Source organism: Kocuria sp. CPCC 205263 (assembly GCF_040981075.1).
Taxonomy (GTDB): Bacteria; Actinomycetota; Actinomycetes; order Actinomycetales; family Micrococcaceae; genus Kocuria; species Kocuria rosea.
The window spans coordinates 1-23,246 of sequence record NZ_JAVKPV010000021.1; the positions used below are offsets into that span (position 1 = coordinate 1).

At 72.2% G+C, this 23,246-nt stretch carries 16 protein-coding genes and 1 pseudogene; 3 read left to right on the plus strand and 14 right to left on the minus strand.

Going from position 1 to position 23,246, the window contains the following annotated elements:
* Positions 1 to 30 precede the first annotated feature (30 nt).
* Genes xdhC through RF647_RS18565 form a run of 3 tightly spaced genes read right to left on the minus strand, consistent with a single transcriptional unit; the run spans position 31 to position 4,776 of the window.
* Positions 31 to 882, minus strand: coding sequence for a xanthine dehydrogenase accessory protein XdhC (xdhC, locus tag RF647_RS18555; protein ID WP_368813014.1), 852 nt, complete (start codon positions 880 to 882; stop codon positions 31 to 33).
* Position 883: 1 nt separating this feature from the next.
* Positions 884 to 3,268, minus strand: a complete 2,385-nt coding sequence (gene xdhB, locus RF647_RS18560) for a xanthine dehydrogenase molybdopterin binding subunit (protein WP_368813015.1) — start codon at positions 3,266 to 3,268, stop codon at positions 884 to 886.
* Positions 3,265 to 4,776, minus strand: a complete 1,512-nt coding sequence (locus tag RF647_RS18565) for a xanthine dehydrogenase small subunit (RefSeq protein WP_368813016.1) — start codon at positions 4,774 to 4,776, stop codon at positions 3,265 to 3,267. The genes xdhB and RF647_RS18565 overlap by 4 nt, the downstream gene beginning before the upstream one ends.
* Before the next feature lie 398 nt (positions 4,777 to 5,174).
* Here RF647_RS18565 and RF647_RS18570 point away from each other — a divergent pair, with 398 nt between their 5' ends.
* Both RF647_RS18570 and RF647_RS18575 read left to right on the plus strand, forming a co-directional pair.
* Positions 5,175 to 5,672, plus strand: coding sequence for a nucleoside deaminase (locus RF647_RS18570; RefSeq protein ID WP_368813017.1), 498 nt, complete (start codon positions 5,175 to 5,177; stop codon positions 5,670 to 5,672).
* Positions 5,673 to 5,830: 158 nt separating this feature from the next.
* A complete protein-coding gene (locus RF647_RS18575; protein ID WP_368813018.1) occupies positions 5,831 to 7,462 on the plus strand; it encodes a nucleobase:cation symporter-2 family protein in 1,632 nt (543 codons plus the stop codon).
* 195 nt (positions 7,463 to 7,657) lie between these two features.
* On the opposite strand, the gene RF647_RS18580 is transcribed toward RF647_RS18575, so the two are convergent.
* The 10 genes from RF647_RS18580 to RF647_RS18625 form a co-directional block, all read right to left on the minus strand.
* Entirely contained in the window at positions 7,658 to 9,043 is a 1,386-nt protein-coding gene (locus RF647_RS18580; RefSeq protein ID WP_368813019.1) for an 8-oxoguanine deaminase, read from the minus strand.
* Positions 9,044 to 9,247: 204 nt separating this feature from the next.
* The gene (gene allB, locus RF647_RS18585; protein WP_368813026.1) at positions 9,248 to 10,621 is read right to left on the minus strand and encodes an allantoinase AllB; all 1,374 of its coding nucleotides are present in this window, start codon (positions 10,619 to 10,621) and stop codon (positions 9,248 to 9,250) included.
* Between the two features lie 408 nt (positions 10,622 to 11,029).
* The gene (locus RF647_RS18590; RefSeq protein ID WP_368813020.1) at positions 11,030 to 12,196 is read right to left on the minus strand and encodes a glycerate kinase; all 1,167 of its coding nucleotides are present in this window, start codon (positions 12,194 to 12,196) and stop codon (positions 11,030 to 11,032) included.
* Positions 12,197 to 12,228: 32 nt separating this feature from the next.
* The gene (gene gcl, locus RF647_RS18595; protein ID WP_368813021.1) at positions 12,229 to 14,004 is read right to left on the minus strand and encodes a glyoxylate carboligase; all 1,776 of its coding nucleotides are present in this window, start codon (positions 14,002 to 14,004) and stop codon (positions 12,229 to 12,231) included.
* Between the two features lie 59 nt (positions 14,005 to 14,063).
* A complete protein-coding gene (locus RF647_RS18600) occupies positions 14,064 to 14,948 on the minus strand; it encodes a 2-hydroxy-3-oxopropionate reductase (protein WP_368813022.1) in 885 nt (294 codons plus the stop codon).
* A 76-nt stretch (positions 14,949 to 15,024) separates the two neighbouring features.
* On the minus strand, positions 15,025 to 15,831 hold the full coding sequence (locus tag RF647_RS18605; RefSeq protein WP_368813023.1) for a hydroxypyruvate isomerase family protein: 807 nt from the start codon (positions 15,829 to 15,831) through the stop codon (positions 15,025 to 15,027).
* A gap of 232 nt (positions 15,832 to 16,063) precedes the next feature.
* Positions 16,064 to 16,885 carry a bifunctional allantoicase/(S)-ureidoglycine aminohydrolase gene (locus tag RF647_RS18610; protein ID WP_017834769.1) on the minus strand — a complete coding sequence of 274 codons (822 nt, stop codon included), beginning with the start codon at positions 16,883 to 16,885 and terminating at the stop codon, positions 16,064 to 16,066.
* The gene (locus RF647_RS18615) at positions 16,882 to 18,213 is read right to left on the minus strand and encodes an aldolase (protein ID WP_368813027.1); all 1,332 of its coding nucleotides are present in this window, start codon (positions 18,211 to 18,213) and stop codon (positions 16,882 to 16,884) included. Before RF647_RS18615 ends, RF647_RS18610 begins: the two co-directional genes overlap by 4 nt.
* Positions 18,214 to 18,224: 11 nt before the next feature.
* Complete coding sequence (gene aceB / locus RF647_RS18620; RefSeq protein ID WP_368813024.1) at positions 18,225 to 19,853, minus strand: malate synthase A; 1,629 nt, start codon at positions 19,851 to 19,853, stop codon at positions 18,225 to 18,227.
* 91 nt (positions 19,854 to 19,944) lie between these two features.
* Positions 19,945 to 21,360 carry an NAD-dependent malic enzyme gene (locus RF647_RS18625; protein ID WP_368813025.1) on the minus strand — a complete coding sequence of 472 codons (1,416 nt, stop codon included), beginning with the start codon at positions 21,358 to 21,360 and terminating at the stop codon, positions 19,945 to 19,947.
* Between the two features lie 183 nt (positions 21,361 to 21,543).
* Here RF647_RS18625 and RF647_RS18630 point away from each other — a divergent pair, with 183 nt between their 5' ends.
* Positions 21,544 to 22,317 (plus strand): IclR family transcriptional regulator, encoded by a 774-nt coding sequence (locus RF647_RS18630; protein WP_109268305.1) that lies wholly within the window; start codon positions 21,544 to 21,546, stop codon positions 22,315 to 22,317.
* Positions 22,318 to 22,391: 74 nt separating this feature from the next.
* Here RF647_RS18630 and RF647_RS18635 read toward each other — a convergent pair.
* Positions 22,392 to 23,246, minus strand: a pseudogene (locus RF647_RS18635) (pyruvate dehydrogenase (acetyl-transferring), homodimeric type); the annotation flags it as partial.

Consider the following 23,246-nt stretch of genomic DNA (forward strand, 5'->3'; position numbering starts at 1 on the left):
AGCCGCGGCAGTCCCAGGGAAACACTCATGTCACCGCCTCGGTGGTCGTCTCCGGCCCGCACGGTGCTCGGGGGGCGCCGGAGCCGCGGCGGCACCGAACCGCCCGAGCAGGTCGGCGGCGACGCTGATGGCGATCACCGCCGGGGCCTTGCCCGGGATGCCGGGGAGCCCGATGGGACACGCGATGCGCTCCAGCGCGGCGTCGGAGTGCCCCTCCGCCCGCAGCCGCGCCCGGAACCGCGACCACTTGGCCCGGGAGCCGATCAGGCCCACGCTGCCGAGGTCTTCCCGGCGCAGCGCGGCGTCGCACAGCACGAAGTCCTCCGCGTGGTCGTGGCTCATGATCAGCACGTGCGCCCCGGCCGGCAGCCCGGCCAGCACGTTCTCCGGGACGGGGCTGTGGTGGAGGCGGACCTGCGCGGTCCCGTCGGTGACGTCGGCCAACCGGGCGGGGGCCAGCTGACCCTCCCGGCTGTCCACCAGGTGCAGGTTCAGGGGCAGGCGGGACAGCACCCGGGCGAGCTCGTGACCCACGTGGCCCACACCGAACACGGCGACCACCGGGCGGGCGCCCTGGGGCTCGAGCAGCACGCTGACCACGCCTCCGCAGCACTGGCGCCCGTGCTCCACGGCGGCGTGCTCGTTGAGCGAGAAGGTCATCGTCTCCGGATCCGCGGCCCCCGCAGCGAGGAGGACCCGCGCCCGCTCGACCACGGTCGCCTCGAGGTTGCCGCCGCCCACGGTGTCCCACGCGGCGGACTCGGACACGACCATCTTGGCCCCGGCCTCCCGGGGGGCGTGCCCGCGCACCTCCGTGACGGTGACGAGCACCCCCGGCGCGCCCTCCGCGCGCAGGTGCTGCAGGGCGTCCAGCCAGTCCACGTCAGCGCGCCGCCGGAGCGGCCGGAGCGGCCGAGGCGGCGACGTCCGCCACGGGCAGGGCGCGGCGCGCCTCCTGGACCGCCCAGAACACGGCCTCCGGGGTGGCGGGGCTCGCGAGCTCGGTGCTCCGCCCGCCCGGCCCGAACGCGGCCGCGGCCTCCCGCAGCGCCTCGCGCACGCTGAAGGCCAGCATGAGGGGCGGCTCCCCCACGGCCTTGGAGCCGTAGACGACGCCGCTCTCAGTGGCCTCCTCGAAGAGGTGCACGTTGAACTCCTCGGGCATCTCCGAGAAGCTCGGCAGCTTGTAGGTGCTCGCCGCCTGTGTCGCCAACCGGCCCCGGTGCGGCCCGTCGGACTCGTCCCAGCGCAGCTCCTCGAGCGTGAGCCAGCCGGCGCCCTGGACGAACCCGCCCTCGATCTGTCCCACGTCGATCAGCGGGGAGAGGCTGTCGCCCACGTCGTGGACGATGTCGGTGCGCAGCAGCCGGTACGCGCCGGTGAAGCCGTCGACCTCCACCTCGGAGACGGAGGCGCCGTAGGAGAAGTACTTGAACGGCTCGCCCTGCATCCGGGCGGCGTCCCAGTGGAGCCCCTCGGTGCGGTAGTAGCCGCCGGCCCACAGCGAGATCCGCTGGAAGTAGGCGTCGTGGGCGAGTTCGGCGAAGGACATCTCCCGGTCGGAGAAGCCGATCCCGGTGACCGTGCCGTCGACGAACCGGACGTCGTCGGGGTGGATGTCGAACTTGCGGGCGGCAACCTCGGCCAGCCGGTCCCGGATCTGCTCGCACGCGTTCTTGACGGCCCCGCCATTGAGGTCCGCCCCGGAGCTCGCGGCCGTCGCGGAGGTGTTGGGCACCTTGTCCGTGCGCGTGGGCGCCAGCCGGACGGCCTCCAGCGGCACCCCGAGCGCGGTGGCCGCGACCTGGCGCATCTTGGTGTGCAGGCCCTGGCCCATCTCGGTGCCACCGTGGTTGATGAGCACGGACCCGTCCTTGTAGACGTGCACGAGCGCACCGGCCTGGTTGAACGCGGTGAGGTTGAAGGAGATGCCGAACTTCACGGGGGTGACCGCGAGCGCGCGCTTGGTGTCGGGGTGGGCGGCGTTGAACGCGGCGATCTCCTCGCGGCGGCGCTCCACCTCGGCCCGGTCGAGCAGCTGGGTCCAGATGGTGCGCAGCCGCTCGGCGTGCCGGACGGGCTGGCCGTACGGGGTGGCCTGGCCGGGGACGTAGAGGTTGCGGTGGCGCAGCTCCGTGGGATCCAGGCCGAGCAGCGGGGCGCAGCGGCCCATGACCTCCTCGATCACCAGCATGCCCTGCGGGCCGCCGAAGCCGCGGAACGCGGTCTGGGAGGTCTTGTGGGTCTTCGCGATCCGGCCGTGGACCTGCACGTGGGGGATCCAGTAGGCGTTGTCGATGTGGCACAGCGTCCGCTGCAGCACGGGCTCGGAGAGGTCCAGGCTCCACCCGCCGTCGCTGGTGACGGTGGCCTCCAGGGCCTGCAGGTGGCCGCCCTCGTCGAAGCCGGCCTCCCACCGGGCGTGGTACGGATGACGCTTGCCGGACAGGGTGAGGTCCTGGGTGCGGTTGAGCCGCAGCCGCACCGGCCGGCCCGTCAGCACCGAGCCGAGGGCGGCGACGGCGGCGTAGCCGTGCGGCTGCATCTCCTTGCCGCCGAACCCACCGCCCATGCGCAGGCACTGCACGGTGACCTCGTGGCTGTGCAGACCCAGGACGTGGGCGACGATCTCCTGGGTCTCCGTGGGGTGCTGGGTGCTGCAGTGCACCAGGACCTGCCCGCCCTCGTCCACGTAGGCGAAGGACGCGTGGGTCTCCAGGTAGAAGTGCTCCTGGCCGCCGAACTCGAACTCCCCGCTGAAGCGGTGGGAGGAGCCGGCCAGCGCCGTGCCCGTGTCACCGCGGCTGACGGTGGGCTGACCGCCCTGGAAGCTGCCGGCCTCGACGGCCTCCGCCACGGTGACCAGCGACGGCAGCGGCTCGTAGTCGACCTCCACGGCGTCGGCGCCCAGCCGGGCGGCCTCCTGGGTCTCGCCCAGCACCCAGCACACGGCGTGCCCGTAGAACATGACCTCGGCGGGGAACAGCGGCTCGTCGTGCTTGGTGCCGGCGTCGTTGACCCCGGGCACGTCCGCCGCGGTGAGCACCCGGACCACCCCGGGGACCGCCAGGGCCGGGGCGGTGCGCAGGTCCTGCACACGGGCGTGGGCGTGCGGGGCCTGCACGGGCCAGGCGTGTAGCACGTCCTGGTGGCGCACGATGAGGTCGTCGGTGTACAGGGCCGTGCCGGTGACGTGCAGGGCGGCGCTCTCGTGCGGGACGGGCACGCCCACCACAGGATCGACGGGGCGGTCGGCGAGGGACTTCAACGTGACACCTCCAGATCGGGGGCGGGCGCGTGCTGCGCCCAGAACTTGAGCAGGGCCTGCTCGAGCATGGCCGAGCGGTAGTGGGCGCTGGCCCGGTGGTCGTCGATCGGGGTGCCCTCCCCGGCCAGTGCGGCCGCCGCGGCGACGACCGTGTCGCGGTTCCACGGCGCCCCGTCGAGGAGGCGCTCCGCGCCGTGCGCCCGGATCGGGGTGGCCGCCACGCCGCCCAGGCCGATCCGGGCGGAGGAGACCGTCCCGGCGTCCACCTGCACGGCGATGCCGACGGCCACGCTGGAGATGTCGTCGAAGCGCCGCTTGGCGATCTTGTGGAACCCGCTGTGCCCGGCGAGAGGCAGCGGGATCCGCACGGCGCGGATGATCTCCCCGGGGCTGCGGACGCTGCGCCGGTACCCCGTGTAGTACTCGTCCAGGGGCACCTCGCGCTCGCCCCCGGCGGAGGCCAGCACCACGGACGCGCCCAGGGCCAGCAGGGCCGGGGCCGAGTCCCCGATGGGCGATCCGGTGCCGAGGTTGCCGCCGAACGTCGCGGCGTTGCGGATCAGGCGGGAGGCGAACTGCGGGAAGAGCTGGTCGAGCAGGGGCACCCGTCCGGCGAGGCCGCGCTCGACCTCGGACAGGCTCAGGGCCGCACCGATCTCGATCCGCTCCTGTCCCACCTCGAGCGTGCGCAGCTCCTCGAGCCGGTCCACGGCGAGGGACAGCGGCGGACGGGTGTGGCGGATGTTGACCTCCACGCCCGCGTCCGTCGAACCGGAGATCAGCTGGGCCCCCGGTTCGCGCTCCAGGTGCTCGAAGAGCTCGTCCAGGGAGCCGGGGCGGACGAACCGTGCGCCGTCGGCCTCCACCCGGGTGGGCGGGGCGGGCTGCGCGGGCCGCTCCTGGCGCCGGAGCAGGGGGTCGGCGTCGGCCGGAGCCCCCAGGGCGTAGGCAGCGTCGCGGATGGGCCGGTAGCCGGTGCAGCGGCAGAGGTTGCCGCTCAGGGCGTGCAGGTCGAAGCCGTTGGGCCCGCACTCGTGGCCGGCCGCGTGCTCCTCGCCGGTGACCGCGGTGCCGGTCTGCGCCTCGTCGGCCGCGCCGGAGGTGCCGCGCTCGGGGCGGTAGTACTCGGCGGCCATGGCGCAGACGAACCCCGGCGTGCAGTAGCCGCACTGGGAGCCTCCCCGGAACGCCATTTCCTGCTGGACGGGGTGCAGCGCCGCCGGCGCGCCGGCCCCGGGGGCGGCCCCGAGCCCCTCGGCGGTGACGACCTCCTGGCCGTCGAAGGCGACGGCGGGGGGCAGGCACGCGTTCACCGCGGTCCACCGGCTGCGCCCTTCCCCGTCCGGCCGGGCGACCAGCACCGCGCAGGCACCGCACTCGCCCTCGGCGCAGCCCTCCTTGGCCCCGGTCAGTCCCTCGCCGCGCAGCCAGTCCAGCAGCCGGGTGTGCGGGCCGAGCCCGTCACAGCTCCGGGTACGACCGTTGACCGTCACTCGGATGTCGCTCATGCCTGCTGCTCCTCGGTGCATGCCACTGGCCGCGACCTGGAGTCAGGTGGTTCCCTGGGGGTACCGGGAGCTCTCTGGCGGCGGACCAGCGCGATTCGTCGTTGCTCGCCCGGTAGATAGTCCGCTTCAGGACCCGCCGTAGGCTGAGTCACACCATAACCACGCCGTGACGGGGCCGCAAGAGTTCGGGCGCCACGACCGGGCCACGGCGGATCTGGAAGAATTCTTCCACAATGTGTTGTACCTCACGTCCAACTGCTCTACGTTGGCCTCAGCCACAGGCGGGTCCCGTTCGATCGGGACTATCTACCGGGCATGATCTGACAGCCGGGTGGGCCCGCCGACGGACATCTGCCGTTCCCCGGGTCCCCCCCACGATCCGTGAGGACCTGAGCAGCATGTCGACCGTTCACGAAGAGACCACGCACCTCCAGACCCACCTCCAGCACGCCGTCGACCTCGCGGCGGAGAACGCCGCTGTCGACGGCGGACCCTTCGGGGCCGTCGTCGTGACCGCGGACGGGCGGGAGTTCCCCGCCGTCAACCGCGTGACGGCGGACCACGACCCCACGGCGCACGCCGAGGTCATGGCGATCCGCAGCGCCTGCCGCGCGCTGGGGACCTTCGACCTCAGCGGGGCCGTGCTCTACACCAGCTGCGAACCGTGCCCGCTGTGCCTCTCGGCCTCGCTGTGGGCCCGGCTGGCCGCGGTGTACTTCGCCGCCGACCGGCACGACGCCGCGGCCGGCGGATTCGACGACGCCGAGTTCTACGAGTTCTTCGCCCGGAGCGCGCAGGAGCGTGACCGGGCCCTGCCGGTCCGCCACGTCCCGCTCGCCGCACGCATCGAGCCTTTCCAGGCGTGGGCCGGCAACGCCCACCGCACCGAGTACTGAGCCGACAGCCCGCCGCCCCCGGTCGGCTTCCACCGGGACCACCAGATCTGGACACTTCACGGGAGACCCGCCGACAGGGGCCGGGCCCGGGAAAAACAGAGGATCGCCGGACCTTGCGCAGCAGAGCCGACGCCTGCGCGCTGAAGGAGGCACCTTCCATGTCATCGACCACACCCGGCCGTCCGGCCGCAGCCCGCACGACCGCGGACCGCACGACCGCAGCCCGCACGATCCGCCGTGGGCGCCCTGCGCGCCCGGCGCACGCGCCCGGACCGGAGGACGAGCGGCTGCCGCTGGGGCGCACCACCGCCTACGGCTTCCAGCACGTCCTCACCATGTACGGCGCCATCGTCGCCGTCCCCCTCATCATCGGGCAGGCCGCCGGGCTCTCCGGCGAGGAGATCGCCCTCCTCATCAGCTCCTGCCTGCTCATGGGCGGGGTCGCCACCGTCCTGCAAAGCTTCGGGGCGCCCTTCCTCGGCTCCAGGCTCCCGCTCGTGCAGGGGGTGTCCTTCGCCGGGGTCGCACCCATGCTCGCGATCCTGGCCGGGGGCAACGACCTGACCACCATCTTCGGGGCCGTGATCGTCTCCTCGGTGGTGGGCTTCCTGCTCGCCGGCGCGTTCTCCCGCGTTCTCCGGCTGTTCCCGCCGGTGGTCACCGGAACGGTCATCACGGTCATCGGCATCTCCCTGCTGCCGGTCGCGATCTCTTGGGCCGCCGGTGACGGGGACGGCGGAGCCGCCGATCCCCGCAGCCTGGCCCTGGCCGGGATCACCCTGCTCATCGTGCTGGTGCTCTCCAAGGTGGGGGTCGGGATGATCTCCCGCCTGTCCATCCTGCTCTCCTTCGTGCTCGGCACGGTGATCGCCCACGCGATGGGGATGGTGGACTTCTCCGGTGTGGGCGAGGGCGGCATCGTCACCTTCCCGACGCCCCTGGCCTTCGGGCCCCCGACCTTCGAGCTCGCCTCGATCATCTCGATGCTCATCGTGGTGCTCGTGACGATGACCGAGACCACGGCGGACATCCTCGCCGTGGGCGAGATCACCGGGGCCGAGGTCGACTCGAAGCGCGTGGCCAACGGCCTGCGGGCGGACATGCTCTCCTCCGCGGCGGCGCCGGTGCTCAACTCGTTCACCCAGACGGCCTTCGCCGCCAACGTGGGCCTCGTCGCGGTGACGGGCGTCCGCAGCCGCTTCGTGGTCACAGCCGCCGGCGTCATCATGGTGGGGCTGGGCCTGTTCCCCGTCATCGGGGAGGTCGTCGCGGCCATCCCGGCCCCGGTCCTCGGCGGCGCGTCGATCGTGCTCTTCGGCACGGTGGCGTCCTCCGGCGTCCGCACGCTGGCCAAGGTGGACTTCGGCAACTCCATGAACCTCGTCATCGTGGCGGTCGCCTTCGCGTTCGGCCTCGTCCCCGTGGCCGCACCGCAGTTCTACGCCGGCTTTCCGTCCTGGACCCAGACCATCCTCGGCTCGGGGATCAGCGCCGCGGCGCTCGTGGCCATCGCCCTCAACCTCCTGTTCAACGAGCTGACCGCCGGCAACTCCCGGCACCAGTCCGTCATGGCGGCGGCGCCGGTGCGGGTCGTCCGGGCGGACACCCTGGCGCACTTGCGGGAGGGCGACCGGATCCAGGACGGTGCCGTGGTGGACAGCGACGGAGCCGAGGTGGCGGTCGTGGCGGAGCACCACTTCGACGACGTCCGGAGGATGATCGACGACGGGGAGATTACGCACACGGGACAGATCCGGACTGTCCTCGCCGCCAAGGACGCGACGGCCTGAGCACCCGGGCTCGCACCCCACCTGCGAGGCCTCGACCAGGGGCGTTCCCCGCCTCCGCCCGGCACACCGCCGGGCGGAGGCGGGGAACGCCCCTGCGACGGTGTCCGGGCCGGCCCGATCAGCTCGCTGCCACCGGGCCGCGGCACCCCGCCCCGGCCCGGTCCGCGAGCGCCGGGCCCGGCGGGGCCGGGAGCTTCAGGCGTTCACCAGGCGGCGGGCCGCCGCGGAGTGCTCGGCGGTGAGCGCCTCCACGTCCAGCCCGGTGATCGCACCGTCCTCCACGAGCCAGCGCCCGCCCACCAAGACCCGGTCCGCGCGCTCCGCGCCGCACAGCAGCAGCGCGGAGAGCGGGTCGTGGGCGCCGGAGAAGCGCAGCCCGTCCAGCCGGAACATCGCGAGGTCCGCCTGGGCGCCCGGGCGCAGCACACCGAGGTCCGGGCGGCCGAGCAGGCGCGCGGAGCCGCGCGTCGCCCAGCCGAGGGCCCGCTCCGGGGTCACGACCTCCGCCCCGTAGCGCAGCCGCTGCACGTACAGGGCCTGCCGGACCTCCTGCACCAGATTGGAGGCGTCGTTGGAGGCGGACCCGTCCACCCCGAGCCCCACGGGGGCTCCCGCCTCCTCGAGCTCCACGGCTCGACAGATCCCGGAGGCCAGGCGCATGTTGGACGTGGGGCAGTGGGCCACGCCCACCCCGGCCGCGCCCAGGCGGGCCACCTCGGCGTCGTCGAAGTGGATGCCGTGGGCCAGCCACGTCCGGTCGGTGAGCCAGCCCGTGGACTCGAGGTAGTCGACCGTCCGCAGCCCGAAGCGCTCCCGGCAGAAGTCCTCCTCGTCGATGGTCTCGGCGAGGTGGGTGTGCAGCCGCACGTCCAGCTCGCCGGCCAGCACGGCGGTGTCCCGCATGATCTCCCGCGTCACCGAGAACGGTGAGCACGGGGCCAGGGCGATCTGGGTCCGGGCGCCGTCGCCGCGCTCGTGGTAGGTCCCCACCAGGCGTGCGCTGTCGGCGAGGATCGTCTCCGCCTCCTGCACCGTCTGCTGCGGGGGCAGCCCGCCGTCGCGCTCGCCCAGGCTCATGGATCCCCGGGAGAGGACGGCCCGCATGCCGAGGCTCCGGGCGGCCTCGACCTGCACGTCGATCGAGTGCTCCATGCCGCCGGGGAACAGGTAGTGGTGGTCGGCCGCCGTGGTGCAGCCCGAGAGCAGCAGCTCCGCCATCGCCACCGTGGTTGCGAGCTGCAGGTCGCGGGGGCGCAGGCGGGCCCACACGGGGTAGAGGTCCCGCAGCCACGGGAACAGGGGGACGCTGACCACGGGCGCCCAGGCGCGCGTGAGCGTCTGGTAGAAGTGGTGGTGCGTGTTGATCAGCCCGGGCACCACCACGTGCTCCCGGGCGTCGAGTACCCCGCACGGAACGGTCGGGGCTCCGCCGACCGGTACCAGCTCCACCACGGTGCCGGAGGCGGTGTCCACCACGACACCGCCGGCCGTGTCCGCGGAGGCGTCCTCGCCGGTGTACAGGGCCAGGGGCTCGCGCAGCCACAGCAGGTGGGAGCCGGGGTTTGAGGTGTGGGGACGCACAGGGTTCTCCGATCGGTCGCAGGTCTCGTCACCGGCGCCGTGCGCCTCGTGTGCTCCGAGGGCGGCACGCGGCGCCGCCAGCTCAGTGAGGTCCTGTCTGCTGATCCAGGAGACCGCTCCCGCGGTCCCGGTGACCGTAGCACCGGCGGATGTTCGCCTTCAACCGTCCGGGCCCCGACGACGACGGGCCCGTCCGGCGTCCGGTCAGCTCTCCCCGCGCCGGACCAGGCGGCCCGTCGGAGTCCGGAAGTCCACGGCCCTGCCCCGCAGATACGTCTGGCGCACCTTTCCAGACAGCGCCTTGCCCTGGTACGGGGTGATGGGGTTCTTGTGGTGCAGCTTGCCCGCGTCCACGACGAAGGCGTCGTCGGGTGCGAAGACCACCAGGTCGGCGTCGTAGCCCAGGGACAGCCTGCCCTTGGAGCGCAGGCCAGCCCGCTGGGCGGGCTTCGTCGACATCCACTCCACGACGCGGCCCAAGGACACTCCCCGGCGGCGGGCCTCGGTCCAGATCAGGGACAGACCCAGCTGCAGGGAGGAGACTCCGCCCCAGGCCACGCCGAAGTCGCCGTTGTCGAGGTCCTTCAGGTCCAGGGTCGAGGGGGAGTGGTCGGAGACGACGAAGTCGATGGTCCCGTCGATCAGACCCTGCCACAGCAGCTCCCGGTTGCCGACCTCCCGCACCGGCGGGCAGCACTTGAAGGCGGTGGCCCCGTTGGGCACCTCCTCGGCGAGCAGGGTGAGGTAGTGCGGGCAGGTCTCGACCGTGATGTCCAGACCGTCCGCCTTCGCCGTCGCGATCATCGGCAGGGCGTCCGAGGAGGACAGGTGCAGGATGTGGGAGCGGGCGCCGGTCCAGCGGGTGCGCTCGATGACCTCGGCGATCGCCAGGTTCTCCGCCCCGCGCGGACGGGACCTGAGGAAGTTCTCGTAGACGTCCCCCTCAGGGTGCGGGGCGCGGTCGATGGCGCGGGAGTCCTCGGCGTGCACGATCATCAGCGAATCGAAGGTCTTGATCTCGGCGAGGTCCTCCTCCATCTCGTCGGCCTCGAGGTGCGGGAACTCGTCCACGCCGGAGTGCAGCAGGAAGCACTTGAAGCCGAAGACGCCGTCGTCGTGCAGCTCGCGCAGGTGGGGCTTGTTGCCGGGGATCGCGCCGCCCCAGAAGCCGACGTCCACGAAGACGTTGTTCTGGGCGAAGAGACGCTTGTACTCGAGGGCCGGCACGTTGACGGTTGCCGGGACCGAGTTGAGCGGCATGTCCAGGACAGTGGTGACGCCCCCGGCGGCGGCCGCGCGGGTGGCGGAGGCGAAACCCTCCCACTCGGTGCGGCCGGGCTCGTTGATGTGCACGTGAGTGTCCACCAGGCCGGGCAGCAGGTGCTCGTCCTCGGCCAGTTCCACGACCTCGCGGCCGACCAGGCCGGCGCCGAGGGGTTCGATGGCCACGATCCTGCCGTTGCGCACGCCGACCTCGCGGGGAGCGAAGTGGTCCCCGCAGGAGACGTTCTTGCCCCGCACCACGAGGTCGAACTCGCGGTGATCACCCGCGAAGGCGCCGTCGTCGTCCGCCCCCAGGTGGGGGGCATCGGCGGCATCGGCGGGGATCCCGTGCTCCCTCTTGTAGTCGGCGATGAGGCGGCGGACGCGCTCGGGGTCGTTGGCGTCCTCGCTCACCTCCCGCTGGTGCGCCTGTTCGGCCTCGAACGCGCTCCGGATGGCGGCCGGCTTGGTGGCCGCGCGCGCGGAGTCCTCCCGGGCGATCGCCGCGGCATCCCCGGTCGTCTGCTGTGGGCGCCCCGCGGCGTCCGCGGTGCCGTCCGCGCGCCCCGTCTGCTCCTCGGACGGTTCCGGCGGGGCCGGCTGACGCCCTTGCTCGCCGCCCAGGTTCTTGCCCCGGCCAGGAGTCCCCGGCTGCTGTGGTGTCTTCTTCTCCGTCATCGACGTTCCTCCTCGTGTCGGCGTCCGCACAGGGCGCCGGATCGATCAGTTGGGTTGGGCCCCGGCGAGCAGGTCGGGGAGCTCGAGGGCGAGCCGGGCGCCCACCTGCTCGAGCAGCCTGCCGGCCTCGCGCATGCAGACCCGTGGGTCCGGCTCGAGATCGGTGAGGGCATAGGTGCGCACGAAACCGGCGGCCCTGCGGGTCTCCTCGTCGAGGGTAGTGCGGCCGCACACGGCCACCACCGGGACACCGGCGGCGTGCGCGGTGGTGGCGACCCCCATGGGGGTCTTACCGCCGAGCGACTGCTCGTCGAGGCTGCCTTCCCCGGTGACGACCAGATCGGTGCCCGCCATCCGGTCGGCGAGCCCCACGAACTCCAGGACCACGTCGATGCCCGGACGGCGCTGGGCCCCGAGCACGGCGAGGGCCGCGTAGCCCACGCCGCCGGCGGCCCCGGCGCCGGGAGAACCGGCCGCCGTCAGGGCGGCCGGGCCCAGGGCGTCCGCCAGCCGGTCCCGGAAGACCGTCAGCGCGGCATCGAGGGATGCGACGAGATCCGGATCGGCACCCTTCTGCGGACCGAACACGGCCGCCGCACCGTTGGTCCCCGTGAGGGGGTTGTCCACGTCCGCGGCCAGGACGAACTGTGCGTCCCGCAGCCGGGGATCCAGCCCGGTGAGGTCCACCCGGGCCAGCCGGGCGAGCTCGGCGCCTCCGCGGCCCAGCTCGGCGCCCTCGTCGTCCAGCAGGCGAGCGCCGAGGCCCTGGAGCAGCCCCGCACCGCCGTCGGTGCAGGCGCTGCCGCCCACCCCCAGGACGATCCGGGTGGCTCCGGCATCGAGCGCGGCGCGGATCAGTTCGCCGGTGCCGCGGCTGGTGGCGCCCCCGGCGTCGAGCACGGGTGCGCCGTCCTCGTCCACCGGGAGCGCGGCCAGTCCCGAGGCCAGGGCCATCTCCACCACCGCGGTCCGGTCGAGCAGGGCGAACCCTGCCTCGACGGGGTTCCCGGCGGGACCGGTCACGGTGGTGGAGCAGGCGACGAATCCGGCGCCGACGGCGGCGTCGAGGGTGCCCTCGCCGCCGTCGGCCACCGGGACGGCCACGACCGTGGCGGACGGCTCCACGGACCGGATGCCCGCGGCGAGGTGCTCCACGACGTCGGTGGCTTCCAGCGAACCCTTGAACTTGTCCGGGGCGACGACGATGCGCACGGGGCGTGCCTCCTGTTGTGTGCGGACGGGGATCAGTCGAGCAGGGCGATCGCGGTCGGCGCGTCCGCGCCGCTGGCGGCGAGATCCTCGAACTCGACCACGTTGTCGATCTCGGTCCCCATGGAGATGTTGGTGACCTTCTCCAGGATCACCTCCACCACCACGGGCACCTGGTGCTCCTCCAGGAGGGCGTTGGCCTGGCCGAAGGCCTCCCGCAGCTTCTCGGGATCGGTCACGCGCAGAGCCTTGCAGCCCAGGCCCTCCGCGACCTTGAGGTGGTCCACCCCGTAGCCCTGGGTCTCCGGGGAGTTGATGTTCTCGAACGCCAGGGAGACGTTCTGCTCCATCTTGAACCCTCGCTGGGACTGACGGATCAGGCCCAAGTAGGAATTGTTCACCACCACGTGGATGTAGGGAAGGTTGAACTGCGCCCCGACGGCCAGCTCCTCGATCATGAACTGGAAGTCGTAGTCACCGGAGAGGGCCACCACGGTGGCCTCGGGCTTGCCGCGGACGACCCCGAGGGCGGCGGGCCCGGTCCAGCCCAGGGGACCCGCCTGGCCGGCGTTGATCCACTGACGGGGCCCGTGCACGTGCAGGAACTGGCCGCCGGCGATCTGGGAGAGCCCGATGGTGGAGACGTAGGTGACGTCCGTGCCGAAGGCGGAGTTCATCTCCTCGTAGACGCGCTGCGGCTTGACCGGAACTTGTGTGAAGTGCGTCTTGCGCTGCATCGAGCCCTTGCGCTGGGCGCAGTCCTTGACCCACACGGACCAGTCCGGCACGGAGAACCGCTCCTTCCGCTCCCGGGCGACCTGGATGAGGATCTCCAGGGCCGCGCCGGCGTCGGAGACGATGCCGAGGTCGGGGGAGAAGACGCGTCCGATCTGGGTGGGCTCGATGTCGATGTGCACGAACGTGCGGCCCCGGGTGTAGGTGTCCAGGCCGCCGGTGTGGCGGTTGGCCCACCGGTTGCCGATGCCGAGCACGAAGTCGGACTCGAGGAACGTCGCGTTGCCGTAGCGGTGCGAGGTCTGCAGGCCCACCATGCCCGCCATCAGCGGGTGGTCGTCCGGGATGGCGCCCCAGCCCATGAGGGTCGGGATCACGGGCACGTCCAGCAGTTCGGCGAGCTCGACCAGCTGCGCCGAGGCATCGGCGTTGATGATGCCGCCGCCGGCCACGATGAGCGGACGCTGCGCGGAGGAGAGCATGTCCAGGACCTTCTCGGCCTGCGCGCGGGTCGCTGCGGGGCGGTGGACGGCCAGTGGCTCGTAGACGTCGATGTCGAACTCGATCTCGGCGAGCTGGACGTCCAGGGGGAGATCCAGCAGCACCGGACCGGGCCGGCCCGAGCGCATGAGGTAGAAGGCCTTCTGGAACGCCCCGGGGACCTGGCCGGGCTCCAGCACGGTCATGGCCATCTTGGTGACCGGCGCGGCGATCGAGGAGATGTCCACGGCCTGGAAGTCCTCCTTGTGCAGCTTGGCCACGGGGGCCTGACCGGTGATGCACAGGATCGGGACGGAGTCCGCCCACGCGGCGTAGAGGCCGGTGATCATGTCGGTGCCCGCGGGGCCGGACGTGCCCACGCAGATCCCGATGTTGCCGGGGGCGGCCCGGGTGTAGCCGTCGGCCATGTGCGAGGCGCCCTCGACGTGCCGAGCGAGGGTGTGCCGGATGCCGCCGTGGGCGCGCATCGCCGAGTAGAACGGGTTGATGGCGGCGCCGGGCAGGCCGAAGGCCTCGGTGGCGCCCTCCTTCTCGAGGATGGCGACGACGGCGTCGACCGTGCGCATTCTGGCCATGATGAACTCCTTGGAAGCAGGACCCGGGATCGGGTCGGGAAGCGGTGGGGTGGAGCAGGTCAGCGGCCCGAGCGGCCGGAGAGCTCCTCGACGAGCTTGAAGAGACCCGAGTGGTCGAGTCCGCCGTCACCCTTGTTGACGGTGGCGGCCACGAGCTGGGCGACGATCGCGCCGAGCGGCACGGCGACGCCGGCCTCCCGGGCGGCGGAGGTCACGATGCCCATGTCCTTGTGGTGCAGCTGCAGCCGGAAGCCCGGGTCGAAGTTGCGGTCCAGCATCTTCTGGCCCTTCTGGTCCAGGACCTTGGAACCGGCCAGGCCGCCCCCGAGGACCTTCAGCGCGGCGTCCGTGTCCACGCCGTAGGCCTCGAGGAAGACGACGGCCTCCGCGAGCAGCTGGATGTTGCCGGCCACGATCAGCTGGTTGGCCGCCTTGACGGTCTGCCCGGAGCCGGCGGGACCCACGTGCACGATCGTCTTCCCGACGGCCTCGAGCACCGGGCGGGCGGCCTCGAAGTCCGCGGCCTCGCCGCCGACCATGATCGAGAGCACGGCGTCGATGGCGCCCTGCTCCCCGCCGGAGACCGGGGCGTCCAGCGGGCGCAGTCCGTGCTCGACGGCCTCCCGGGACAGGCGTGCGGCCACGTCCGGGCGGATGGAGCTCGCGTCGATCCAGACGGTGCCCTGCGCGGCGTGGGCGAAGACGCCGTCCTCGCCGGTCACGACGTCCTCGACGTCCGGGGAGTCCGGGACCATCGTGATCACGACGTCGGCGTTCGCGACGGACTCGGCCACGCTGGACGCGCCCTTGCCGCCGGCCTCGACGAGCTGGTCGATCTTGTCCTGCGAACGGTTGAAGCCGACGACGTCGTAGCCGGCCTTGACGAGGTTCTTGGCCATGGGCAGGCCCATGATGCCGAGTCCGATGACGGTGACGTTGGTCATGGTGGGATTCCTCACTGTGGGAGCCCGTGCGGTGCGTGCGACGGGCCGTGGTGGCAGGTGCGGGGGAGGAGTGGCGTCAGGCGCCGGCGCGAGCCGCGGACCACGCGGAGGTCCAGGCGAAGGGGTCCTGCTGCGACGCCTTGTACTCGAGGCCCACGTAGCCCGAGTAGCCGAGCTCTCGGCTGCGCTCGATCCACTGCTGGAGCGGGAGCTCGCCGGTACCGGGCTCGTTGCGCCCTGGGGCGTCGGCGATCTGGATGTGGCCGAAGTCAGCGGCGTGCTTCTCGATGACCGCAGAGACGTCGTCACCGTTGACCGACAGGTGGTAGAAGTCGGCGAGCAGCCTGACGTTGTCGGCGCCGGCGGCCCGGACCTTCGCGATGACGTCGAGGGCGTCCTGGGCGGTCTTCAGGGGATAGGCCTCGGTGCCGGAGACCGGCTCCAGCAGCACGGTCCCGCCGATGTGCGCCACGCCCTCGGCGGCGGCCACGAGATTGCGCACCGCCAGCTCGTCCTGGGCCTCAGGCGTGTGCTCGGGCCGACGGTTGCCGTAGAGCGCGTTGAAGGCCTTGCAGCCGGTGCGCTCGCCGATGGCGGCGACCACGGCGATGTTCTCCTTGAACTCCCCGCAGCGGCCCTTCCAGGACACGAGGCCCCGGTCTCCGCCCGGCATGTCGCCGGCGTTAAAGTTCAGCCCGCTCAGCTGCACCCCCGCGTCCCGGATCGCGTCCACGAAGGCGTCGACGTCGCGGTCCGCGGGCACGGACTCCGCGAAGGGCCACCAGAACTCGACCGCGTCGAAGCCGGCGGTCTTGGCGGCCGCGGGGCGCTCGAGCAGGGGCAGGTCGGTGAGAAGGATGGAGCAGTTCACGGTGTGGGACATCTGGATCCTCCTGGTTCGGACGGGACCGCCACGTATTTCGGGATGTGGAAGTCAACTTCTGTCTTGTGAAACAGCGTACGGTCCCCTGTGATGCAGGTCAATCCCTGAGTGGAAGAATTATTTCAGGATGTGGAAACGTTGCAGTGTGGTCCGGTGGCATGGAAGAACCCCGTGCCGCCGCGGTGGCAGGGCGGCACGGGGTCCGGTCGGTGGGGACGGGATCGCCGTCCGGTCAGCGCAGCTTCATCTGCCGGTTGACGTCCTTGTAGAGGAGGTACCGGAACCGGCCGGGGCCGCCCGCGTAGCAGGCCTGGGGGCAGAACGCCCGCAGCCACATGAAGTCGCCGGCCTCGACCTCGACCCAGTCCTGGTTGAGCCGGTAGACGGCCTTGCCCTCGAGGACGTAGAGCCCGTGCTCCATGACGTGGGTCTCGGCGAAGGGGATCACCGCCCCCGGCTCGAAGGTCACGATCGTCACGTGCATGTCGTACCGGACGTCGTCCGGGTCGACGAAGCGTGTGGTCGCCCACTTGCCGTCGGTCCCCGGCATGGCCGTCGGCTCGACCTCCTGCTCGTTGGTGACGAACGGCTCCGGCACCTCGATGCCCTGCACGTACTCGTAGGCCTTGCGGATCCAGTGCAGGCGGGCGGGCTCGCCGCCGCGGTTGCGCACGGTCCACTCGCACTCCGGCGGGAGGAACGCGTAGCCGCCGGGGACGAGCTCGTGCTCCTCCCCGTCGACGGTCAGGACGAGCGCCCCCTCCATGAGGAAGAGCACGCCCTCCACGCCGGCCTCCGTCTCGGGCCGGTCGCTGCCGCCGCCGGGGCCGACCTCCACGATGTACTGCGAGAAGGTCTCCGCGAAGCCGGACAGGGGCCGGGCGAGCACCCAGACCCGGGTGTCCTCCCAAAACGGGAGTCGGCTGGTCACGATGTCCCGCATGGTCCCGCGCGGGATCACCGCGTAGGCCTCCGTGAACATCGCCCGGTCCGTGAGCAGCTGGGTCTGGTCGGGGTGGCCGCCATGCGGCGCGTGGTAGGTGGTCTCGGTCATCTGAAGTCGCCTCCGGTGGTCGATGCGGCCGGTGCCGCGGCCTTGGGGTGGGCCAGGGAGAAGAGCTCGTGCTCGCCGATGCCGGCGCTCTCCTCGAGCTCCTCCCCGGAGATCGCGCCGCACAGCACGCCGCGGTGGACGAAGCGGGCCAGGGCGCGGGCGGTGGCCGGTTCGTCCATGATCTCCGACTCGATGCCGTGCACGTAGTTCTTCAGCCGCAGCGCCGCCGCGGGGAAGCCCTCGCGGTAGAAGAAGTACGTGGCCAGGTAGCGGGTGGGCAGCTGGTGCGCGTGCAGGTCCCATCCTTGGTAGTAGCCCCGCTCCAGGGAGCGGCGCACCAGACGGGCGTGCAGCCGCCAGGCGGTCAGCTTCTGCCGGTCGCTCCCGGTGGGCAGGATGTTCGTGGAGCCGTCGGACAGCCGCACCCCGGTGCCGGCCACGGCGACCTGCATGACGGCCTTGGCGTGGTCGGCGGCCGGGTGCTCCATGGACTGGTACTGGGCGGCGATCTGCAGGGAGTCGGAATAGTCGTAGGTCCCGTAGTGCAGGGCCTCGACCCGTCCGTCCGTCCGGTGGAGCATCGCCGGGATGGGGCAGGTGCCGTCGGTCCCCAGGATCATCGGGGCCGTCTCCATCTGCACCTCGAACCTCAGCCGCCCGGCCGGCAGCCCGAGGCCCGCCTCGAGCTGTTCGCAGGCCTCGACCATGACGTCGACCTGCTCCGTGGTGCTCACCTTGGGCAGGGTGAGGACGAGGCCGCGGGGGAGGCCGTCCTCGCTGTGCCCGGCCTCCCGCAGCCGGCCCTCGCGCACCAGGGTGGTGACGAACAGGTCGAGCGTGCGCAGGCCGCGGTCCCGGGTGGCGGCCTCGAAGCACTTGAAGCGGATCCCGATGTACGGCGGCGCGGTGCCCTCCCGGACGGCCAGGGCCACGGTGCGCGCCGCGCGCACGGCCCACTCGTCCTCCTCCCGGTCCCCGCGGTCGCCGAAACCGTCCTCGAAGTCCAGACGGACGTCCTCGATGGGTTCGGTGGCGAGCTTGTGCTCGACCGCTCGCGCCACCCGATCGACCAGACCCGGGTCAGCACCCTCGGGGGCCACCTGCTCCGCGAGGGAGGCCGCACCGAGCCCGGCCACGGACTGGGCGGCGCGCTCTCCCCACTGCCGGGCGGTCTCCGGGGTGAAGCTGTCGGCGGGGAGGTAGACGGTGTGCACGGGCTGGCGTGTACCAGGGTCCCCCGGGTAGGACCGCTGGAGCAGCGCGTCGGTGCCGGCCAGCCGCTCCGCAGCGCGCCGCCGGAAAGCCGTGCCCAGCGTCCCGGTGTCCAGGTCGCCGGCGCTCACTTCGTGGTCACCCGGTCGCGGTCGGACTGCTCGAGCAGCTCGTAGGCGGGCAGGGTGAGGAAGTCGACGTAGTCCTCGCCCAGCACCAGATCGGAGATCAGGCCGGCCGCCGGCTCGAAGTGCGCCTCGTAGGACTGCGGGTCGACCTCCTCGCGCAGGACCTCCTTCTGCCGCTGGAGCTCCTCGGCCACGAGCTCGCGGGTCGCGGTGTTCCCGGTGTCCTCGTAGACCACGCCGTTGCGGATCTGCTGCCAGATCTGCGAGCGGGAGATCTCGGCGGTCGCGGCGTCCTCCATGAGGTTGTGGATGGCCACGGCCCCGTTGCCGGAGAGCCACACGGCGGTGTAGCGGATCGCCACGTAGAGGTTGGCCGCGAGCTCCTTCTGGGTGCTCACCCGCCCGGCGCTGGCGACGTCGAGCAGCTGCTCGGCGCTCACCCGCACGTCCTCGCGCAGCCGGTCCACCTGGTTGGGCCTCTCGCCGAGGACCCCGTCGAAGACCTCGCGGCAGGTGGGCACCAGGTCCGGGTGCGCCACCCAGGAGCCGTCGAAGCCGTCGTTGGCCTCGCGGGTCTTGTCCGCGCGCACCTTGGCGAACGCGGCCTCGGTGGCCGCCTGGTCCCGGCGGTTGGGGATCACGGCGGCCATGCCGCCCATCGCGAAGGCCCCGCGGCGGTGACAGGTCCGCACGAGCAGCTCGGTGTAGGCCCGCATCAGCGGGGCCGTCATGGTGATGGTGGAGCGGTCCGCCAGGACGAACTTCTCGCCGGCGTCCCGGAAGTACTTGATGATGCTGAACAGGTAGTCCCAGCGTCCCGCGTTGAGCCCCGAGGCGTGCTCGCGCAGCTCCCAGAGAATCTCGTCCATCTGGAACGCCGCGGGGATCGTCTCGATGAGCACGGTCGCCCGGACGGTGCCGTGCTCGATGCCCAGGTACTCCTCGGCGAAGGTGAACACGTCGTTCCACAGCCGGGCCTCGAGGTGGGACTCCAGCTTCGGCAGGTAGTAGTACGGTCCGTGCCCGTTGGCCAGCAGGAGCTTCGCGGTGTGGAAGAAGTGCAGGCCGAAGTCCACGAGCGCCCCGGAGGCCGGCTGCCCGTCCACCGTGACGTTGTGCTCGGGCAGGTGCCAGCCGCGGGGCCGGGTGACCACCACGGCGAGCGGGGCGTCCTGGCGCAGGGCGTACTGCTTGCCCTCCGGCGACGTGTGGCTCAGGGTGCCCCGGGCGGCGTCGCGCAGGTTGAGGACGCCGTCCACCTGGTTGTGCCAGGTGGGGCTCGAGGCGTCCTCGAGGTCGGCCAGCCACACCTTGGCCCCGGAGTTCAGCGCGTTGATCGCCATCTTGGCCGGCGAGGCGGGCCCGGTCATCTCGACCCGGCGGTCCTGCAGGGCCGGCGGCACCGGGGCGACCGTCCAGTCCCCCTCGCGGATCTCCAGGGTCTCCGGGAGGAAGTCCAGGGTGCCGGTCTCGGCGGCCCGGCGGCGGTTCTGCTCCCGGGCGCCGAGCAGCTCGGCGCGGCGGTCGGCGAAGTTGTGGTGCAGGGCCTCCACGAAGGAGAGGGCCTCGGCGGTGAGGATCTCGCTCGCGCGGTCCAGGCCGGCTGGGGTGGTGAACTCGATGGCCATGGTGGTCTCCGTTCGGTGCTGGGTTCGGTGGGCGTCGCCGCCCGTGGTGCTGGGCGGCGACGCCCGGTGGTGCGGACTCGGTGCCGCGCTGCTAGCGGGCAGCCACCGGTGCGAGCTGACGGGTGTCCTGCTGGGCCGCCTGCTGCACGGCCTCGGCCACGGCCGGTGCCACGTGCTGGTCGAAGACACTGGGGACGATGTAGCTCGCGTTGAGCTCGTCCTCGGCCACGCAGTCGGCGATGGCCTGCGCGGCGGCGACCAGCATGTCCGTGGTGATGTCGGATGCCCCGGCGTCGAGCAGGCCGCGGAACAGGCCCGGGAAGGCCAGGACGTTGTTGATCTGGTTCGGGAAGTCCGAGCGGCCGGTCGCGACCACCGCGGCGTGCTCCGCGGCGACGCCCGGATCGATCTCGGGGTCGGGGTTGGCCATGGCGAAGACGATCGCGCGGTCGTTCATGGCGGCCACGTCGGCTCCGTCGAGCAGGTCGGGGGCGGAGACGCCGATGAAGACGTCGCTGCCCACCACGGCCTCCTTGAGCGAGCCGGAGAACCCGGTCTCGTTGGTGTTCTCGGCGATCCACTGCCGGTGCGGGTCGTCGTAGCTCTCCCCGCGGTGGATCGCGCCCTTGCGGGAGCAGGCGATGATGTCCTGCACCCCCTGGGCCCTGAGGAGCTGGATGATGGCGTGCCCTGCGGCGCCCACCCCGGAGACCACGACCTTGATGTCGCCGATCTGCTTGTCCACCACGCGCAGGGCGTTGAACAGCGCGGCCAGGGCCACGATCGCGGTGCCGTGCTGGTCGTCGTGGAAGACCGGGATGTCGAGCTCCTCGCGGAGCCGGGCCTCGATCTCGAAGCAGCGCGGGGCCGCGATGTCCTCGAGGTTGATCCCGCCGTAGACGGGTGCCATGGCCTTGACGATGCGCACGATCTCGTCGGTGTCCGTCGTGTCGAGGCAGACCGGCCACGCGTCCACGCCGGCGAACGCCTTGAACAGGGCGGCCTTGCCCTCCATGACCGGCAGGGCGGCGGCGGGGCCGATGTCGCCCAGGCCGAGCACCGCGGTGCCGTCGGTGACCACGGCCACCGTGTTGCGCTTGATCGTCAGCCGCCGGGCGTCCTCGGGGTTGTCGTGGATGGCCATGCACACCCGGGCCACGCCGGGGGTGTAGGCGCGGGAGAGGTCGTCACGGTTGCGCAGCGAGACGCGGGGGGTGACCTCGATCTTGCCGCCGAGGTGGATCAGGAACGTGCGGTCGCTGATCTTGCGCACCTGGACGCCGTCGAGCGCCTCGAGGGAGTCGCGCACCTCGTCGCGGTGGGATGCGTCGGAGACGTTGCAGCTGACGTCGACGACGACGTGATCTGCGTGGGACTCCACGATGTCGAGGGCGGTCACGGCCGCGCCGGCCCGAGCGGCGGCGGTGGCGAGCTCGCTGGTGGCGGTGAGGCCTGCCGGGGCCTCCACACGCAGGATCATCGAGTATCCGGGACTGGGCGTGGCCATGGTTCCTCCAAGGGCTGTGGTGCGACCATTTCAGTCGCATCGTGGAATGAAACTTTCGTATTATGGATATTATGGGAGCCAGCCGAGGTTGGCAAGGATCTGTCGTGACACCTGTCACGGACCCGGCCGCCGAGATTTCGCCCGACGCACGAGGCGGCCGGGCTGTACCGACGGGAGATGGCCATGACCACGACGACCACACGAGCCGGTTCGGGCGGGGTGCAATCGGTGGAACGCGTTTTCGAGCTCCTCGAGGTGATCACCGCGGCCGGTGGGGAGATGTCGCTCAGCGAGCTCTCCGCCGCAGTGAAGCTTCCGCTGCCCACCATCCACCGGCTGCTGCGCACGCTGGTGCCCTCGGGCTACGTCCGTCAGCTCCCCAACCGCAACTACGCGCTGGGGCCGCGGCTGATCCTGCTGGGGGAGGCCGCCGGGCGGCAGTTCGGTTCGGCGGCCCGTTCGCGTCTGGACGAGCTGGTGGCCGAGCTCGGCGAGTCGGCGAACATGGCCGTGCTCGACGGCCAGGAGGTCGTCTACATCGCCCAGGCCCAGTCCAACCGGTCCATGCGCATGTTCACGGAGGTGGGCCGCCGGGCCGACACCCACGACACCGGTGTGGGCAAGGCCATGCTCGCCACCCTGCCGGACGAACGGGTCCGCGCCATCGTGGGCGCGGCGGGCATGGCTACGCCCACGCCCAAGAGCATCGGGACCCTCGAGGAGCTGTTCGCGGACCTCGACCGGATCCGGGAGCGCGGCTACGCGATCGACGACGAGGAGACCGAGCTCGGGGTGCGCTGCTACGCGATGGCGGTGCCCGGGGCGCCGACCCCCACGGCGATCTCCGTCTCCGGGCCGGTGTCCCGGGTGGACGAGGAGTTCGGCCGCCGGGCCGTGCCCGTGCTGCGCCGGGCGGCCGAGGCGATCGCCGCCGAGCTGATGCCCGTCACGGCCTGACTCCCGGGCGCGACGACGACGCCCGCCGGCCCCCGAGGGGTCGGCGGGCGTCGCTGTCGGAGGCAGGTGCGGGATCAGGCGTCGCCGCCCGCGTTGCCGGTGGTGCCGGCGGTGACCTCGTCCAGGCGGTAGCGCTCGAACGCCCGGGCCGGGGCCCCGTCGTCCACCTCCCCGCGGTCGGCGAGCATCTGCAGCGCCCGCACCACGATGGAGTGGACGTCCGTCCGGAACCAGCGCCGGGCAGCGGCGCGGGTGTCGGAGAAGCCGAAGTCGTCGGCGCCCAGGGTCGCGAAGTCGTTCGGCAGGTACTGCCGGATGCGGTCCGGCAGCTCCGAGACGAAGTCCGTGGAGGCGATGACGGGTCCTTCCGCCCCAGCGAGCTGCTGAGCCACGAACGGCACCTGGCGCGGCGCCCCCGGGTGGTGGAACGCCTCGCGCTCGGCGGCCAGGCCGTCGCGGCGCAGCTCGTTCCAGGAGGTCACCGACCACACGTCCGCGGAGACCCCCCATTCCTCGGCCAGCACCTGCTGGGCCTGCAGGGCCCACGGCACCGACACGCCCGAGCCGAGCAGCTGCACCTTCGGGCCGGGGTGCGCGGAGCCGGCGACCCGGTGGATGCCGCGCACGATGCCCTCGACGTCGACGTCCTCCGGCTCGGCCGGCTGCTGGTACGGCTCGTTGTAGACCGTCAGGTAGTACATGACGTTCGGGTCGGCCGAGTCCGGGCCGTACATCTGCTCGAGGCCGTGCCGGACGATGTGGGCGATCTCGTAGCCGTACGCGGCGTCGTAGCTGCGGACCGCCGGGTTCGTGCCGGCGAGCACGGGGGAGTGGCCGTCGGCGTGCTGGAGGCCCTCGCCGGTGAGCGTGGTGCGCCCGGCGGTGGCCCCGATGATGAACCCGCGGGTCATCTGGTCGGCGGCGGCCCA

What these genes read in the sequence shown, in the direction of transcription:
- RF647_RS18570 (WP_368813017.1), top strand. Translation starts at nt 5,175, where the DNA reads ATGTCGACCGTTCACGAAGAGACCACGCACCTCCAGACCCACCTCCAG.
- gcl (WP_368813021.1), bottom strand. Translation starts at nt 14,004, where the DNA reads ATGGCCAGAATGCGCACGGTCGACGCCGTCGTCGCCATCCTCGAGAAG.
- RF647_RS18565 (WP_368813016.1), bottom strand. Translation starts at nt 4,776, where the DNA reads ATGAGCGACATCCGAGTGACGGTCAACGGTCGTACCCGGAGCTGTGAC.
- RF647_RS18605 (WP_368813023.1), bottom strand. Translation starts at nt 15,831, where the DNA reads ATGTCCCACACCGTGAACTGCTCCATCCTTCTCACCGACCTGCCCCTG.
- RF647_RS18575 (WP_368813018.1), top strand. Translation starts at nt 5,831, where the DNA reads ATGTCATCGACCACACCCGGCCGTCCGGCCGCAGCCCGCACGACCGCG.
- RF647_RS18625 (WP_368813025.1), bottom strand. Translation starts at nt 21,360, where the DNA reads ATGGCCACGCCCAGTCCCGGATACTCGATGATCCTGCGTGTGGAGGCC.
- RF647_RS18600 (WP_368813022.1), bottom strand. Translation starts at nt 14,948, where the DNA reads ATGACCAACGTCACCGTCATCGGACTCGGCATCATGGGCCTGCCCATG.
- RF647_RS18610 (WP_017834769.1), bottom strand. Translation starts at nt 16,885, where the DNA reads ATGACCGAGACCACCTACCACGCGCCGCATGGCGGCCACCCCGACCAG.
- aceB (WP_368813024.1), bottom strand. Translation starts at nt 19,853, where the DNA reads ATGGCCATCGAGTTCACCACCCCAGCCGGCCTGGACCGCGCGAGCGAG.
- RF647_RS18630 (WP_109268305.1), top strand. Translation starts at nt 21,544, where the DNA reads ATGACCACGACGACCACACGAGCCGGTTCGGGCGGGGTGCAATCGGTG.